Here is a 14,446-nt window from a genome sequence, read left to right as displayed (position 1 = left end):
GACCGAAACCCCCACCCACGGACGGGCACCAACGACATGACCCACCCGACCGAAACCCCCACCCACGGACGCGTACCAACGACATGACCCACCCGGCCGAAACCCTCGCCCACGGACGCGTCCAACTGCGCCGGGTCCGCCGCACGGACGAGGAAACCCTCTACCGTCTCATCAACGAATCCCTTTCCCATCTCCGCCCGTGGATGGCGTGGGTATCTCCCGAGGGCGAACATCCCCGCGCAGCGATAGCGGACTTCCTCACCCAGGCCGAACAGAACTGGCTCGACGGCACCGCCTACTCCTACGCAATCCTGGTCTCCGACACCATGATCGGCGTGTGCGGCCTGGAGAACCGTCTCGGCCCCGACGCCCTCGAAATCGGCTACTGGCTACACCCCGCCCACACCGGCCACGGCTACGCCACCGAAGCCACGGCAGCCCTGATAACCGCCGCCTTCACCCTCCCCGGCATCGACCGAGTACAAATCTGGCACGACGCCGCCAACACCCCCAGCGGCGGCGTACCACGCCGCCTCGGCTTCACCCGAATCGCCCGCCAATCCCCACCCCGCGGCCCGCTGACTCCCGGGGAAATCGGCACGGACATAATCTGGGAACTCACCCGAGCCGAAAACAACGATGCCGCGGATCGAAACATATGAAAACCCCCTGACCACTATGCAGGTCAGGGGATTGATGCGCGCCCGGAGAGACTCGAACTCCCAACCTTCTGATCCGTAGTCAGATGCTCTATCCGTTGAGCTACGGGCGCAGGGTGATGTCTGGTGACATCGTTTTCAGTTGTAGCCCGGCTGGCCGGGCGTGGCGGAGGCGAGAGGATTTGAACCTCCGGTCCCCGTGAAGGGACAACTCATTAGCAGTGAGTCCCATTCGGCCGCTCTGGCACGCCTCCTGGAGCCTTCTCGTCGAGGGCCCGGTCCTTTCGAACCGCCGAGAGCAAAGAGTACAGAGGTACTGCTCGGGACGCAAAACGGCTGGTCAAGTGGGGCTAGCGTAGGTGGCTGTCGAACCAGTCGAAGATGCGGGATTGAGCGTCGAGCAGCACGTCGGCGTCGTCGGCGTCGGCGGGGTCGAAGCCGGGGTGGTCGGGGCGGTGGTGCAGGCCGGGGTAGCTGACCAGCAGAGTGGCGACGGCGGCTCGGGCGGCCGCCTCGCGCAAGGTCTCGAGCTGGTCGGCCGGCGTGGCGGGATCGTCGGTGCCGTACAGGCCCAGCCACGGGGCTTGCAGGCGCGGGGCGGCAGTGACCAGTGCGTCGGCCCGGTCGTCGAGCGGGGTGATGATGCCGGGCGCCGCGACGCTGACGGCGGCGCCGATCGGCCGGTTGGTCGCCACCAGGCAGGCGGCCGTGCCCGCCGAGTCGAAGCCGAGCACCCCGATGCAGTCGCCGAACACCCCGCGGCCGATCAGCCAGTCGTAACACGCGTCGAAGTCGGCGAACAGTTCGTCACCGAATACCGCGTCGGTACTGCCATTACGGTGGAACAGATTCGGCGCCACGACGATCCAGCCCTCGATGGACAGCGACCGCATCAACTCCAGCAACGCCTCCGCGAACTCCCGGGACTCGTGCAATACGACGATCGCGCCGCGCGCATGCCCCTCCGGCTCGATCACGGTGATCGGCACCCGGGCCGCCACGCCACCGCCGCGCAGCGGAGCGATGTCTCGATAAATGCCCGACATGAAACCAGGGTAGTTCGGCTTCAGAAACTTCGGGAGAACTCGCATGTGAGGCGGGCTCACCCGAATAATTTCCGGCCGGACCGCCACCGCGATCGAGCCGGTCCGGCAGGTTCTACTGTGGTGGGGTGAGCGCTCGTATTCGTCCGGACCTGGAGTCCATCCCCGCCTACGCACCCGGCCGCAGCCGTCCGGGCGCGGTGAAACTGGCCAGCAACGAAACCACCCACGGCCCGCTGCCGACCGTTGCCAAGGCCGTCGCGGAGGCGGTCGAACTCGCCAATCGGTACCCGGACAACATGGCCAGCGAACTTCGCGCGGCCATCGCGGAGTTCCACGGCGTGGACGTGTCGCGGGTAGCGGTCGGCTGCGGCAGTGTCGCGCTGTGCCAGGAATTGGTGCAGATCACCTGCGCCGCGCCGACCGATGAGGTGTTGTTCGCGTGGCGCTCGTTCGAGGCGTATCCGATCGTCACCCAGGTGGGCAACGCGCGGGCGGTGCGGGTGCCGCTGACCGACGGCTACGCCCACGACCTCGACGCGATGGCGGCGGCCGTCACCGAGCACACCAAGCTGATCTTCGTCTGCAATCCCAACAATCCCACCGGCACGGCCCACGGGCGCGCCGCGCTGATCCGGTTCCTCGACGCCGTGCCCGGCCACGTTCTGGTGGTGCTCGACGAGGCCTACTACGAATACCTGCGGCTGCCCGCCGACGATCATCCCGACGGCGTCGAGATCGGTCGCGAGCGGCCGAATGTGCTCGTGCTGCGGACCTTCTCGAAGGCGTACGGGCTGGCCGGACTGCGGGTCGGCTACGCCGTGGGTGACCCGGAGGTCATCACCGCGCTGCTCAAGGTGCACATCCCGTTCAGTGTGAACCGGCTGGCGCAGGCGGCGGCCATCGCCTCGCTGGAGGCCCGCCACGAACTGCTGGACCGCACCGATCATGTTGCGGCCGAACGCGATCGGATGGGCGCCGCGCTCCGCGACGCGGGCTACACCGTCCCGCCGAGCGAGGCCAACTTCGTCTGGCTGCCGCTGGGCGAGCGCAGCGCGGAGTTCGGCGAGGCGAGCGCCGCGGCAGGAGTATTGGTGCGCCCCTACGGAACCGACGGCGTCCGGGTGACGGCGGGCGACCCGCACGAGAACGACCTGTTCCTGGCCTTCGCCACGGCCCCGGAGATCACAGGGCGGTTCCTGGGATAAACACGGTTGGGGATGCTGCCGGTAGCGGTGGCTCCAGTCTCCGTCAAGGGGCGCGGGAAGCAACCGGCCGGAGCGGACTTCCTGCCTGATTCTCGAGTTGGCTGCCGAACGTGCGCCCGGCCGATCAGCGGATGCCCAGCCCCTTGGCGAGCGTCGGCCAGGCCCGGGGCAGCTCGTCCGCCCAGTACGGCCAGGAATGGGTGCCGACCGGGTTCAGGTTCACGGTGGCCGGGATCCGCATGCGGGACAAGCGGTCCGCCAGCGCCATGGTGCAGGCGTTGGCGGCGGCCTCGAGCGGGCCGCCGAAGGCGACCGAGGTGGTCGAGTCGGGGTTGGCCGAGGTGTCGTGCGGGCCGGGCAGACCACTGCTCGACGACAGGTAGATCGTCTCGCCGCGCAGCCCTTCCGCGTTCACCATCACGTCGTGGGCCAGCCAGTCGGGGTCGTACTGGTTGCCGAACATGTTGTCCGGGTCGCCGCCGTAGGTGCGCACCACGGCGCGCGCCTGCGCCTGGCCGACATCGGAACCCATGGCGTAGCAACCACTGTGGGCCGCGACCGCGCGATAGAGCTGGGCATTGCGCATGACCAGCATCAACGCGGCCTCGGCGCCCATCGACACGCCCTCGACGGCGTTGCTGCCGTTGCCGTCGAACTTCGCGTCGATCAGCGGGGGCAGCTCGCGGGTGAGAAAGGTTTCCCACTTGTTGGTCCCCAGCACCGGGTCCGTGCGCTGCCAGTCGGTGTAGTAGCCGGCCGGGCCGCCGAGGGTGAACACCACGTTGACCGGCTTGTCGTCGAAGAACCGCAGGGCGTGGCCGCGTTCGATCCAGTTGTTGTAGTCGTTGCTCGCGCTGCGGCCGTCGAGCATGTAGAGGGTGGGGCGGGGGCGGCTGCGGTCGGTGGGCAGCAGCACCTGCACCCGCACGGTCCGGCCCATCGCGGGCGAGCGCACCGACACCTCGACCAGCCGATCCGAGAGGGACTCGACGTGATCGATCGCCGCTTCCAGAGGCGGCGACTTCTCCGCCCGGGGCTGCGGCCCCTCGGCCGAACCGGACTCGGCGGGCGGCTGATGCGGGGGCGGAGTGTCGGCCACACCCGGAGCTGCCGAAGCCGCCACACCGATGATCAGTGCGGCACAGGCGATGGCGGCGCCGGGCAGCCGACGCCGTCTCCGGCGACGAACCATGACCGTCATCCTGCCAGAGGTCGAGGGCGACGGCGAAGCGCGTAATAGGGGTCGCGCCGAAAGTGACCTGCGCCACAATAATTCGAGTTACGCTGGCGGGTCACTCCGACGCGAGATCGTTTCCCCACCGGCGCTCCACGCCGGTGAACCGCCAGATCGCCACGGCCACCGCCCAGGTCAGCACGAACAGTCCGACGATGATGTAACCGAGCTGCCCGAGGTCGAGATTGCCGATCCAGGCCACGATCCCCGACTCCACACCGACCTTCTCCACCAGGATCGAGACCAGTTCCTGCCCGCCGATCAGCAGCGCCACCGCCACCGACAATCCGGTGATCACCAGATTGTAGTAGATCTTGCGGACCGGCCGGGCGAAGGCCCAGTCGTAGGCGTAGCTCATGAACGAGCCGTCCAGCGAGTCGAGCAGCGACATGCCGGCCGAGAACAGCACGGGCAGTACCAGAATCGCGTACCAGGGCAGCCCGGTCGCGGCCGCACCACCCGCGATCACGAGCAGGCCGACCTCGGTGACGGTGTCGAAACCCAGTCCGAACAACAGGCCGACCGGATACATGTGCCACGGTTTGCGCACCATCCGCACCGCGGGCGCGAGCACCCTGTTCAGCAGTCCGCGCGAGTCCAGCGCCCGTTCCAGCTGCGCCTCGTCGAACTCGCCGCGCCGCATCTGCCGGAACACCCGCCAGATCCCGATCAGCGACGCCAGATTCAGCAACCCGATCAGAATCAGGAAGGTCCCCGAGACGCTGGTCCCCCACAGTCCCGTCCAGCGTTGCAGCCCCGAATCGGAGTCCTCCAGATTCCGCGCCAGCGCCCGCACACCCAGCGCGATCAGCCCGACCAGGATGAACACCACCGACGAATGCCCGAGCGAGAACCAGAACCCGACCGACTGCGACCGCGCCCGGCCGTTCTCCGCCACCAGCTTCCGCGTGGTGTTGTCGATGGCCGCGATGTGATCGGCATCGAACGCATGCCGCATCCCGAGCGTGTACGCCGTCACCCCCAGCCCCACCCCGAACACAGCCCCATCGACCAGATGCTGCTGCGGCACGATCACCAGCAACAACACCCCCCACCCGACCACATGCAAGGCGACGATCGCCCCCACCATCCCGACCACGCTGCGCACCACGACACCCCGTTCCCCTACAGACCGAACTGGTCAACGGTACAGCCCCTCTCCCACACCGATTGGGCATCCCACCCACCCCGCCAGTAACCTGAGATAGCTCCTGCACGGAGCAAGGTGGGTTGCCCGAGCGGCCTAAGGGAACGGTCTTGAAAACCGTCGTGGTTCACGCCACCGTGGGTTCAAATCCCACACCCACCGCACCTTGACCAGCGCATAATCCCCGACGCCTCGAAGGGCAACGCCGACACGATCGTCACCGTCGGCGACTGGGCGAAGCCCCATACCGACCACCTGACCGGCATCGGCAGGAAGGCACGACTACCGCACGTTCGTCCGCCGTGACATCCCGCCCGTCATCTCCCGCTCGACGGTCGGAGGCCAATCATGAACCGCGGCAGCGAGATCGAGCCCGCGCCGGAGCGCGGTGCGCGAGCAGCTGAGGGTGGACCAGCGGCTCCGTCTGCCGGTTCAGGTGTGGCACGACGAGCACAACATGCCCTGGATCCGGATTTCGGTCGACAGCGCCGAGGGCGGGGTCCATGCCGAGGCCGCTGGGCCGACGCGTTCTCGATCACCTGCCGGATGCGGCGGCGGTCGAATATTTACTCACACAGCGGATTACGGTCCTGGCCTGGCTGAATCGACGGCTGGGCGAGACCACGGTCATCGAGCTCGAGCGCGCCGGAATCGGGTTCGCCAGCAACTACATCCATCTGCGTGGCCACGAGTCGGCCGTCGTCGAGAACCACATGCTGCTGGTGGCGTGGCGGCACCCGCCAGTACCCGCCCGGCTGACAATTCTCCTAGTCCGAATACGCGTCGGTCGACACGGCGACCCATCCCTCTCAACACCCATCCCCAGAGGGTGCTGCACCCGACCTGACCACACAATCGACAGGTCGTCACCCTGATGCACGCCCCGGCAGGACGTGCCGACAAGAGACCACGACTCGATAGCCCGGCGATAGCTGCCGTGCTCGCGGCCGCCATGTGACCGACCTCTCCCCTATACCGACTGTATTATCAGTCGCTGTTTCCAGAGCCTGACGGGTACGGCCGTGTCTGTATGGAGGGGGAAGCAGTGGAAGTCGATCCGGACGCATTGCGAGCGTGGTCGAAGTGGCTGGACGGGCTGTCGGGGGATTTCAAGGGCCTGGCCGATGGCGTGAACAGCGCCGCCACAGGTGACCCGTTTCCGGGCACCGATCTCGGTACCAGCGTTACCGGGGTCCGTGACCAGGTAAAATCGGCACTGGCGATGTTCTCTAGCCGTCCAGCAGAGATGGCGGAGATCGCCAAGGGTGCGGGTGACAAGTACGAGATCCACGACACCGACTTCGCGAACCAGCTGAGGTCGATGGGCGGACCGCAATGAGTCGGCCCGCGCTGACGATCTCGCAAGTCGAGCAGTGGAACCCGGGCGTGCTCGGCACCGATGCGGGCACCTTCGGTTCAGTGATCGCCAAGGGTGGCGAACTGCTGCAGTCGATGCTGACCACACAGGACGACCTTGCCGAGTCATGGAAGGGCGCGGGTGCCGATGCAGCGGCCCGGCGGGTGGTGAATGAGAACACCGCCGGTAGTCACATCCTCGGCAAGATCGACATCATCAAGAGCGCATACACCGCACAGCAGGCCGCATTGACCGACGCGAAGGCTCTCGTCGTCAACAAGCGAAATCTGTTCCGGGACGTGCGCGGGTTCGATGTCTACGACGACGGCACGGTCACCGCCGAGACCAAGCGGAGACAGCTGGAGGCGGCCGGGAAGGACCGCGGTGACGTGGTCGCGGCCAGCCTGCAACTCGGCTATGAGGCCGCCCAGTGTCACGTGGAGATGGTGTCGGCGCTGCAGAACGCCGACAACGCGGCGACCGCGGCCAAGACTGCCATCGACACCGCGAAAACCGAGCTAGGTCGGCTGGCCCTGCTGGAGGCACCGTCGAAGCAGATCCGCACCATGTTTCCCGGCCTGCTGCACCCGGAGACCGCGAGACCAGAAGAGTTGCCGCCCATCGTTGGCGAGGCCCTGAAACTCGAGGAGGGCATACCGACCACAGTCACCAATCCGGACGGCTCCACGAAAACGATCACCCCGAACCCGGATGGCACCGTGACGGTCGCGACGTCGGTGCAGCAGCCCGACGGCTCCACCATCACCACCGAAACAACCGGCAACAAGCCGCCCGTCACCACCGTCACATCCACCCGCACGGACGGGTCAGGGATCGTGGACATGACAGTCACCGGCCCGGACGGCAAGCCCCAGAAGTTCGAAAAGGTTGCCGAAACCGGCGGGAAGGCAACCACTTTCGCGGTGAACCCGGACGGATCGCGCGGGAACAAGGTGTCGGAGTCGTATCCGCAAAACGGCGGCATAGTCACTGACCGTTACGGTGCCGATGGCGTTATCGACCGGCAGTGGGAACGCCCCGACGGATTCCGTGCCTTCGAGCAATATGTTCCCGGTCCGGACGGCAATCCGACGCTCGTCGGGACGGGGAACTCAGCCGGCATGAACTCGGTGCTGAACCAGGATGGAACGATCACCACCACAGACTCCGATGGGCAGACCGCGATCACGAGACAGCATCCCGACGGCCGGATTGTGACCCAGTTCCCGGACGGGTCGATGATGCAGTACGACCCGAACGCCGCGCCGCCGCACACGCCCCAGCCGACCGTGTGGGACACCACGAAGGCATGGACCGGAACCCAGTGGAACAGTCTCCTCGACTCGACCGCGGACAACGTGGAACAGCACCCGCTGGCAGCAGGCTTCTCGGGGGCAACCGCAGCCGGTGGCGAATTTGCTTCCCGCGGGTCCGGGCTGATGGCCGAACAGGCCCAAAGGGCCATGGCCGATTCACAGGCGAGTCAGATTCGCGCGTTGCAGCTGCTGGACTCAGGAGCGCCCGGTGCAGGTCAAGCATTCGTTGGTGCGATGGACTCGGCCACCGATGCCAATGCCAGGGCCGGAGTTTCACAACTGCTGAAATCTGATGGCAAGGTCCTCAGCGGCTGGCCGCTGGGCGCAGTCGTCAACTCGTATGTCAGCTGGGAAGATTGGCACTATCACAACAAGCCGCTCGACGAAGCTGCGGCGAACGCGGCGGGCAGCACCGTCGGCGGTTCGGCGGGAGCGTGGGCGGGGGCCGGACTGGGTGCAGCGGCGTGCTGGTGGGCGACCCCGATCGGTCAAGCGTTCTGCGCAGGAGCCGGCGCAGGCTTGCTCGGGTTCGGTGGCGGCGCGTTCGGAGGTTGGGCCGCCGAACAACCATTCAAGTAGGGTGTGGAGCAATCAGGAGGGGTTTGAATTGTCCGAAGGTGACACGAAGCGCGAGGCTCCCCTACTCCAATGGCCTGCCGAATGGGGCAAGGAACGACTGCCCGGCAAGCTGATCGCAGCGCTGATCATACTGGTCTTGATAATTCTGATCTCTATCCCGTACACGCTCGACTACATCGGCAAAGGTGAACCCATGCGCGCGGCTTTCGGCGCCGCAGGTGGCCTGATGGGGTTGAGCCTGCTGATCGTGTTCATTCCACGGCTCAGGGTGCGGCGGACGAATATTCCACCGAACCTGAAAACGGGTGCCATCGATGATCACGGAGCCGGCCTCCGCGCCGACGTCCAGCCATCGTGGAGACCGCTGCTGTTCGTGTGGCTCGCGCTGGGTGCTGCGTTCCTGGTGCTCCGTGGCATTCTTTTCGCGACCGACATGTCCGAGAATGAGAACTCGGCACGCGCCGGTCTCGATGCAGGCGGATTGATCATCGTCGTCGTTGTTCTGGCGATGATCGCGTTTATCGTTTTCTACTTACTCGCTGGACGCGGCAAGAGGTATTTCCTCGCCATATCGGAGTATGGTATATCTCAGGGCCTCGGCCACACGACGAGAACACTTTCGTGGAGTGATGTTGGTGCGGTGCAACCGATCCTGTTGAATAGTAACCACACCGTGAGAATAGTCCCCATCCCTGGCGCCAAGATACACGTCGATACAGGAAAGAGCCTGGTTGACCGCATGCAACGAGGCCTATTGGAGGGGTCTATCGACGTGCCGGTCGCGGCCCTCGGTATTGATCCTGCGCTGGCGTTGCACCTGGTTCGGTATTACTGGCAGCATCCGGAGGCTCGGGGCGAGCTGACATCCGCAGCAGCGGTTGATCGTATGCGCCGTGGTGACCTGGTGAGCTGACAACGAAACGAAACGCCGAACAGAACCGGTTCTGTTCGGCTGGGGGCAGTTTCGGGTGTACCGCCGAGGAGCCGCATTGGGCGCTGTCTGGACGAGTTCATATCTAGCAAACCGGAATTACTCGCCCGAGTACTGTGCAACGTTCTAGCGAGCAGCGGAGCTGTCTGTCCGATTTGCTGGAACCCGAAAAAGTAGCGTGAATCACTGTCCAACAGGGCCTCGGTGGTCCCTCATCCTGGTTCTGGTCAACGCGCTCCGCCGAGGCCATATACCCGGATGAATCCGCATTGAGTTCAACGACGTCCTAGTGCTTCAGCGGGCGTCGCGGGTGGAGAGTTCCTTGTCGACGAGTTCGAAAACCTCACCCAGAACCCTGATCTGATCCGGGGTGAGTAGATCTATGAAGTCTCGGCGGACGGCGTTCACGTGGCCGGGGGCGGCGGTGCGTAGGCGGTCCATGCCTACCTCCGTGAGGTGCGCCCGGACCCCCCGACCGTCCTCCTCCACACTGGTCCGCCGGACCATGCCCTCGGTTTCCATGCGGCGGATCTGGTGGGTGAGGCGGCTGCGGGAGGACAGCACTCCGTCGGCGAGATCGCTCATGCGGAGGGAGTGGTCGGGGGCTTCGGAGAGGAGGACGAGGATTCGGTACTCGGCGAGGGTCAGGTCGTTGTCGCGTTGGAGTTGGCGGTTCAGTTGGGACATGAGGCGTTGGCCGCCGTCCATGTAGGCGCGCCAGGCGCGCTGCTGAGCCGAGCTGAGCCACCTCGGCTCCGGAGGCGTACCGCTCGGTTCGGAAGTCATGCGGACATTCTATTAGCCGCCCGGGATGCGAGGTTCGCCCGGTCAGCGGGTGGTCGAGAGCAGTGCTCGGTTCAGGTCGGAGAGGGTGGTGCAGCCCGAAAGGCCCATGGCCGCATCGAGATCCGCGAGGAGCACACGTAGGGCGTGCCGGACACCGGCCGCTCCGGCGATGCCCAGGCCGTAGGCCCAGGGACGGCCGTAGAGCACTGCCTTGGCGCCCAGGGCGAGGGCGACCATGACGTCCGAGCCGGTGCGGATGCCGGAATCGAAGAGCACGTCGGCGCGGTCGCCGACGGTCGCGACGACGGTGGGCAGCGCGTCGAGGGCGGCGATGGAGCCGTCGACCTGGCGGCCGCCGTGGTTGCTCACCACCACCGCGTCGGCGCCGGCGTCGACCAGCTGGCGGGCGTCGTCGGGGTGCAGCACGCCCTTCACCGCGATCGGCAGCTCGGTCCATTCGCGCAGCCGGGCGATGTCGGCCGGGCGCAGGCCGTGGTTGCCGAACAGGCCGACCCAGGTCAGCACCGCCATCCGCAGCGCCTCCTCGCTCTCCTCCGGCGGCGCGGCCAGTTTCGCTCGAAACACGGGGTCGGACAGGTAGTTCGCGATGCCCTCGGCCCGCAGGAAGGGCAGGTGGGCCAGCTCGAGATCGCGCGGCCGCCAGCCCAGGCTCGGGGTGTCCGCGGTGACCACGATCGCCCGCGCGCCCGCCCGCACCGCGCGTTCCACGAACGAGCGGGCCAGTTCGTCGTCGTTGGGCCAGTACAGCTGATACCACCAGTCCCCGGCGGCCGCGCCCACCTCCTCGATCGGGGTCGACGCCGCCGTCGACAGCACCATGCCGACACCCAGATCCCGGGTCACCTCGGCGACGAGCGCCTCGCCCCGCTCGTGCAGCAGTTCCAGCACGCCGACCGGTGCGGTCAGGATCGGCGCGGCCAGTCGCGTGCCGAGCACCTCCACCGAAAGGTCGCGCACGCCAGGGCCGCTGGCGCCCCGCCACATCCGCGGGACCAGGCGGTACCGGTCGAACGCCGCCTCGTTCGCCGCCGCGGTGCGCTCGGCCGACGCGCTGCCCGCCACGTAGGCGTAGGCCTCCGGCGTCAGCACCTCGCGGGCTCGTGCGGCCAGGCCCGCGGCCGTCATCGGCAAATCGGGGACCACACCGGCGAGCCCGGCCAGATAGATCTCGTTCTGGAAGTCGGCGAAACTGCTCATTCCCGGAACGCTAGTAGGCATCACCCGCCACCGATCGGGTAACCGCCGGACGACGCGGGAAAGGGGGTGTGCGACATGACAGCAGAGGATCGTCCGAGTGAGCTGCGCCGGCGTGGCGAGGCGGCCGGAGTCCCCGGCTACGCCGATATGACCGCCGACGAACTGAGCGAGGCGCTGGGCAAGATGGCCAAGGGCATCGACGCGGAAACGGCCAAGCAGCAGGCCGAGAGCAAGCACTGACCCGGCCGCCCGCCGAATGCGCTGCGGCCTGTGCGCACTGGGGGCGAAGGAGAACGTTCGATGCACCGCAAGCACCCGACGGCACGAACCCGCAACCCGACCGGAACGCGGCAGGCGCGTACCGGGGACGGGAAACGTGCCGGAGGGTTGCGGGAACGCTGGTTACGGCGCGGGCGCGGGAGTTGCGAAGGGGAGGGTCGTAAGGTCGCGGGTATGTATGCGGTGACACTCGAGGGTTTCGGTGGTCCTGAGGTACTGGGCTGGGGGGAGGTGCCGGATCCGGCGGGCCCGGCGGCCGGTGAGGTGCTCATCGACGTCGCGGCGGCGGGGGTGAACCGCGCGGATCTGATGCAGCGCCAGGGGTTCTACCCGCCGCCGCCCGGGGCCAGCGAGATCATCGGGCTGGAGGTGTCCGGCGTGGTCGAGGCGATCGGGGCGGGCGTCACGGACTTCCGGCCGGGTGATCGGGTGTGCGCGCTGCTGTCCGGCGGCGGGTACGCCGAGCGGGTGGTGGTGGCCGCGACCCAGGTGCTGCCGGTGCCCGACGGGCTGGATCTGGCTGCGGCGGCGGCACTTCCGGAGGTGGCCGCCACCGTCTGGTCGAATCTGGTCATGCGGGCCGGATTGCACGCGGGGCAGCTGCTGCTGATTCACGGCGGCGGCAGCGGCATCGGCACCCATGCCATTCAGGTGGCGGTGAGCCGCGGCGCGCGGGTGGCGGTGACGGCGGGCTCGCAGCCGAAGCTCGACCGCTGCGCGGAACTCGGCGCGAGCATCCTGATCAACTACCGCGACGAGGATTTCGTGGCCGTGGTCGGCGCGGCGGGCGGCGCCGACGTCATCCTGGACAACATGGGCGCGGCCTACCTGAACCGCAATGTCGAGGCCCTCGCCGAGGACGGGCAGTTGTGCGTCATCGGGTTGCAGGGCGGGACGACCGGCGAACTGAACATCTCGGCGCTGCTGGGCAAGCGCGGCACCGTGCACGCCACGAACCTGCGCCGCCGTCCGGCCACCGGTCGGTCCAGCAAGGCCGAGATCATCGCCGAACTCCGCCGCCACCTGTGGCCGCTGGTCGCCGACGGCACGGTCGCGCCCGTGGTGAGCGCCGAACTGCCCGCGACGGAGGCCGCCGAGGCACATCGCCTGCTCGACTCACCGGAGACCGTCGGCAAGGTGATCCTGCGCATCGACGAGCGATAGGGAGACGGACGAGCACTGTAGGAAACGGACTGCGCGAGAAGGCTGTCCGTGGCGCGCAGGCGTCCGGAAACGCTCAGTCCAGCGTCGCCAGGGCTCGCCCCAGCTGGTCGATCTCGAATTTCGTTGTGTAGGGCGCCAACCCGATGGTGACCGCCCCGCCCTCGTCGTTCACGCCCAGCGCGTCGAGCAGGCGGCTGCCCCCGTGCACGCCGCTGAGGGTGCCGACGCGATGATCGGCCAGCTTCGCGGAGACCTTCTCGGCCTGCATGCCGGCGATGGTGAAACTCACCGTCGGGATGCGGGTGGAGGCGCGGCCGATCACCGTCAGATTCGGGACGCGGTCCAGCACGTCCATCAGGTGCTCGAACAACTGGTCGTGATAGTCCTGCAGCGAGGTGATCGAGATTTCCAGCCGCTCGCGGCGGGTGCCGGTGGCCTGCTCGTCCAGCCCGGCGAGATACTCGATGGAGGTGGTGAGCCCGGCCAGCAGCGCGTACTGGTGATGCCCGACCTCGAGCCGCTCCGCGCCTTTGGCATAGGGATTGAGCGACATGGACGGAATCCGGTCCAGGAACGCCGGATCCCGGAACACCAGCGCGCCGATCTGCGGCCCGCCCCACGCGGGCGCGGACAGCGCCACCACGTCGGCGTTGAGTTCATCGATATCGATCAGCGCGTACGGTGCGGCGCCGAAGCAATCGGCCACCAGCAAACCCCCGACCTCGTGCACCCGATCCGCGGCAACCCGCACGGCCGGAGCCGATCCCACGATCGGTGACGCCGCCGTCAAGGCGACTAGACGCGCGGTGGGCCCGATCAGCTCCTCGAACTGCCAGGCGGGCATCTCACACGTCTCTATTTCCACTTCGGCCCAACGCACGTGCGCGCCATAGCGGTTGGCGATCCGCAGCCACGGCGCGACGTTGGCCTCGTCGTCCAGGCGCGACAGCACGATCCCCGTGCCCAGCCCGAGCCGGGAGCTCAGCGACTCGGCCAGCCAGGCCAGCAGTACCGCGCGATCCGGGCCGAGTACCACGCCCGCCGGGTCGGCGCCGACCAGGTCCGCGACCGCCTCGCGCGCGGCGTCCAGAATGGCTCCGCTGCGCCTGGTGGCCGAATACCGATTACCGTGTGTGAACGCGGAGGTGCGGAAACCTGTTGAGACGGCGCGGGATACCGAATCGGGGACGAGCATCCCCGCCTGCGGGTCGAGATGGATCCAGCCGTCGCCCAGGGACGGTATCAACCCCCGAACCCTCGCGACGTCGTAAGTCATGTGGGCCACTCTAAGGGCAGGGGGCAAGTCGAGGTAACCGTGTCGACGGCTACCGCCGGGCACCGGACGACCACACCGGTACCACCGGGGTAACCAGCTGACAGATCACGCGACATGGCAACCGACTTTCAGCAAACCGAACCACACACGAGGCGGACACGACCGCAACAGAATACTGACCGCCACTGTCCGGCATACCCGCAGTGCGTACCCACCCGCAGCGCGTCGCGGCCGGACAAGACATGATGG

General features: G+C 67.3%; 13 protein-coding genes and 3 tRNA genes. 8 read left to right on the top strand and 8 right to left on the bottom strand.

Annotated features, from left to right (window positions below):
- Positions 1-83 precede the first annotated feature (83 nt).
- A complete protein-coding gene (locus NWFMUON74_RS00920) occupies positions 84-662 on the top strand; it encodes a GNAT family N-acetyltransferase (RefSeq protein WP_187686136.1) in 579 nt (192 codons plus the stop codon).
- Between the two features lie 37 nt (positions 663-699).
- On the opposite strand, the gene NWFMUON74_RS00915 is transcribed toward NWFMUON74_RS00920, so the two are convergent.
- From NWFMUON74_RS00915 to NWFMUON74_RS00905, 3 genes are all read right to left on the bottom strand, one after another.
- A tRNA-Arg gene (locus NWFMUON74_RS00915) sits at positions 700-772 on the bottom strand.
- Between the two features lie 51 nt (positions 773-823).
- A tRNA-Ser gene (locus tag NWFMUON74_RS00910) sits at positions 824-913 on the bottom strand.
- 96 nt (positions 914-1,009) lie between these two features.
- Positions 1,010-1,705: a dienelactone hydrolase family protein gene (locus NWFMUON74_RS00905; RefSeq protein ID WP_187686135.1), complete on the bottom strand. Its 696-nt coding sequence runs from the start codon at positions 1,703-1,705 to the stop codon at positions 1,010-1,012.
- Positions 1,706-1,830: 125 nt separating this feature from the next.
- On the opposite strand from NWFMUON74_RS00905, the gene hisC reads away from it, so the two are divergent.
- Positions 1,831-2,910, top strand: coding sequence for a histidinol-phosphate transaminase (gene hisC / locus NWFMUON74_RS00900; RefSeq protein ID WP_187686134.1), 1,080 nt, complete (start codon positions 1,831-1,833; stop codon positions 2,908-2,910).
- A gap of 124 nt (positions 2,911-3,034) precedes the next feature.
- Here the strand turns inward: hisC and NWFMUON74_RS00895 are convergent, their stop codons facing one another.
- The gene (locus NWFMUON74_RS00895; RefSeq protein WP_187686133.1) at positions 3,035-4,102 is read right to left on the bottom strand and encodes an alpha/beta hydrolase; all 1,068 of its coding nucleotides are present in this window, start codon (positions 4,100-4,102) and stop codon (positions 3,035-3,037) included.
- A gap of 100 nt (positions 4,103-4,202) precedes the next feature.
- Positions 4,203-5,252 (bottom strand): Nickel transporter NicT, encoded by a 1,050-nt coding sequence (nicT, locus tag NWFMUON74_RS00890; RefSeq protein ID WP_483243757.1) that lies wholly within the window; start codon positions 5,250-5,252, stop codon positions 4,203-4,205.
- Positions 5,253-5,368: 116 nt separating this feature from the next.
- Here nicT and NWFMUON74_RS00885 point away from each other — a divergent pair.
- The 4 genes from NWFMUON74_RS00885 (at position 5,369) to NWFMUON74_RS00870 (ending at position 9,456) form a co-directional block, all read left to right on the top strand.
- Positions 5,369-5,453: transfer RNA gene (locus tag NWFMUON74_RS00885), tRNA-Ser, on the top strand.
- Positions 5,454-6,336: 883 nt separating this feature from the next.
- The gene (locus NWFMUON74_RS00880; RefSeq protein ID WP_187686132.1) at positions 6,337-6,630 is read left to right on the top strand and encodes a hypothetical protein; all 294 of its coding nucleotides are present in this window, start codon (positions 6,337-6,339) and stop codon (positions 6,628-6,630) included.
- Positions 6,627-8,543 carry a hypothetical protein gene (locus tag NWFMUON74_RS00875; protein ID WP_187686131.1) on the top strand — a complete coding sequence of 639 codons (1,917 nt, stop codon included), beginning with the start codon at positions 6,627-6,629 and terminating at the stop codon, positions 8,541-8,543. Before NWFMUON74_RS00880 ends, NWFMUON74_RS00875 begins: the two co-directional genes overlap by 4 nt.
- A 1-nt stretch (position 8,544) precedes the next feature.
- The gene (locus NWFMUON74_RS00870; RefSeq protein WP_187686130.1) at positions 8,545-9,456 is read left to right on the top strand and encodes a hypothetical protein; all 912 of its coding nucleotides are present in this window, start codon (positions 8,545-8,547) and stop codon (positions 9,454-9,456) included.
- A gap of 312 nt (positions 9,457-9,768) precedes the next feature.
- Here NWFMUON74_RS00870 and NWFMUON74_RS00865 read toward each other — a convergent pair whose 3' ends face one another.
- Positions 9,769-10,260, bottom strand: a complete 492-nt coding sequence (locus tag NWFMUON74_RS00865; protein ID WP_187686129.1) for a MarR family winged helix-turn-helix transcriptional regulator — start codon at positions 10,258-10,260, stop codon at positions 9,769-9,771.
- A gap of 42 nt (positions 10,261-10,302) precedes the next feature.
- Positions 10,303-11,478, bottom strand: a complete 1,176-nt coding sequence (locus NWFMUON74_RS00860) for an alpha-hydroxy-acid oxidizing protein (protein WP_187686128.1) — start codon at positions 11,476-11,478, stop codon at positions 10,303-10,305.
- A 75-nt stretch (positions 11,479-11,553) separates the two neighbouring features.
- Here NWFMUON74_RS00860 and NWFMUON74_RS00855 point away from each other — a divergent pair, with 75 nt between their 5' ends.
- A complete protein-coding gene (locus NWFMUON74_RS00855; protein WP_187686127.1) occupies positions 11,554-11,718 on the top strand; it encodes a hypothetical protein in 165 nt (54 codons plus the stop codon).
- Between the two features lie 213 nt (positions 11,719-11,931).
- The gene (locus tag NWFMUON74_RS00850) at positions 11,932-12,921 is read left to right on the top strand and encodes an NAD(P)H-quinone oxidoreductase (protein WP_187686126.1); all 990 of its coding nucleotides are present in this window, start codon (positions 11,932-11,934) and stop codon (positions 12,919-12,921) included.
- A gap of 73 nt (positions 12,922-12,994) precedes the next feature.
- Here the strand turns inward: NWFMUON74_RS00850 and NWFMUON74_RS00845 are convergent, their stop codons facing one another.
- Positions 12,995-14,197 carry a cysteine desulfurase-like protein gene (locus tag NWFMUON74_RS00845; RefSeq protein WP_187686125.1) on the bottom strand — a complete coding sequence of 401 codons (1,203 nt, stop codon included), beginning with the start codon at positions 14,195-14,197 and terminating at the stop codon, positions 12,995-12,997.
- Positions 14,198-14,446: the final 249 nt, after the last annotated feature.

The sequence above is a fragment of the Nocardia wallacei genome, from assembly GCF_014466955.1.
In the GTDB taxonomy this organism is placed as follows: domain Bacteria; phylum Actinomycetota; class Actinomycetes; order Mycobacteriales; family Mycobacteriaceae; genus Nocardia; species Nocardia wallacei.
This window is presented reverse-complemented; position numbering and strand designations above follow the sequence as displayed.

Coding starts and splice junctions, on each gene's coding strand:
- NWFMUON74_RS00845 (WP_187686125.1), bottom strand. CDS start 14,197: ATGACTTACGACGTCGCGAGGGTTCGGGGGTTGATACCGTCCCTGGGC.
- NWFMUON74_RS00920 (WP_187686136.1), top strand. CDS start 84: ATGACCCACCCGGCCGAAACCCTCGCCCACGGACGCGTCCAACTGCGC.
- NWFMUON74_RS00850 (WP_187686126.1), top strand. CDS start 11,932: ATGTATGCGGTGACACTCGAGGGTTTCGGTGGTCCTGAGGTACTGGGC.
- NWFMUON74_RS00860 (WP_187686128.1), bottom strand. CDS start 11,478: ATGAGCAGTTTCGCCGACTTCCAGAACGAGATCTATCTGGCCGGGCTC.
- NWFMUON74_RS00895 (WP_187686133.1), bottom strand. CDS start 4,102: ATGGTTCGTCGCCGGAGACGGCGTCGGCTGCCCGGCGCCGCCATCGCC.
- NWFMUON74_RS00855 (WP_187686127.1), top strand. CDS start 11,554: ATGACAGCAGAGGATCGTCCGAGTGAGCTGCGCCGGCGTGGCGAGGCG.
- NWFMUON74_RS00905 (WP_187686135.1), bottom strand. CDS start 1,705: ATGTCGGGCATTTATCGAGACATCGCTCCGCTGCGCGGCGGTGGCGTG.
- NWFMUON74_RS00865 (WP_187686129.1), bottom strand. CDS start 10,260: ATGACTTCCGAACCGAGCGGTACGCCTCCGGAGCCGAGGTGGCTCAGC.
- NWFMUON74_RS00875 (WP_187686131.1), top strand. CDS start 6,627: ATGAGTCGGCCCGCGCTGACGATCTCGCAAGTCGAGCAGTGGAACCCG.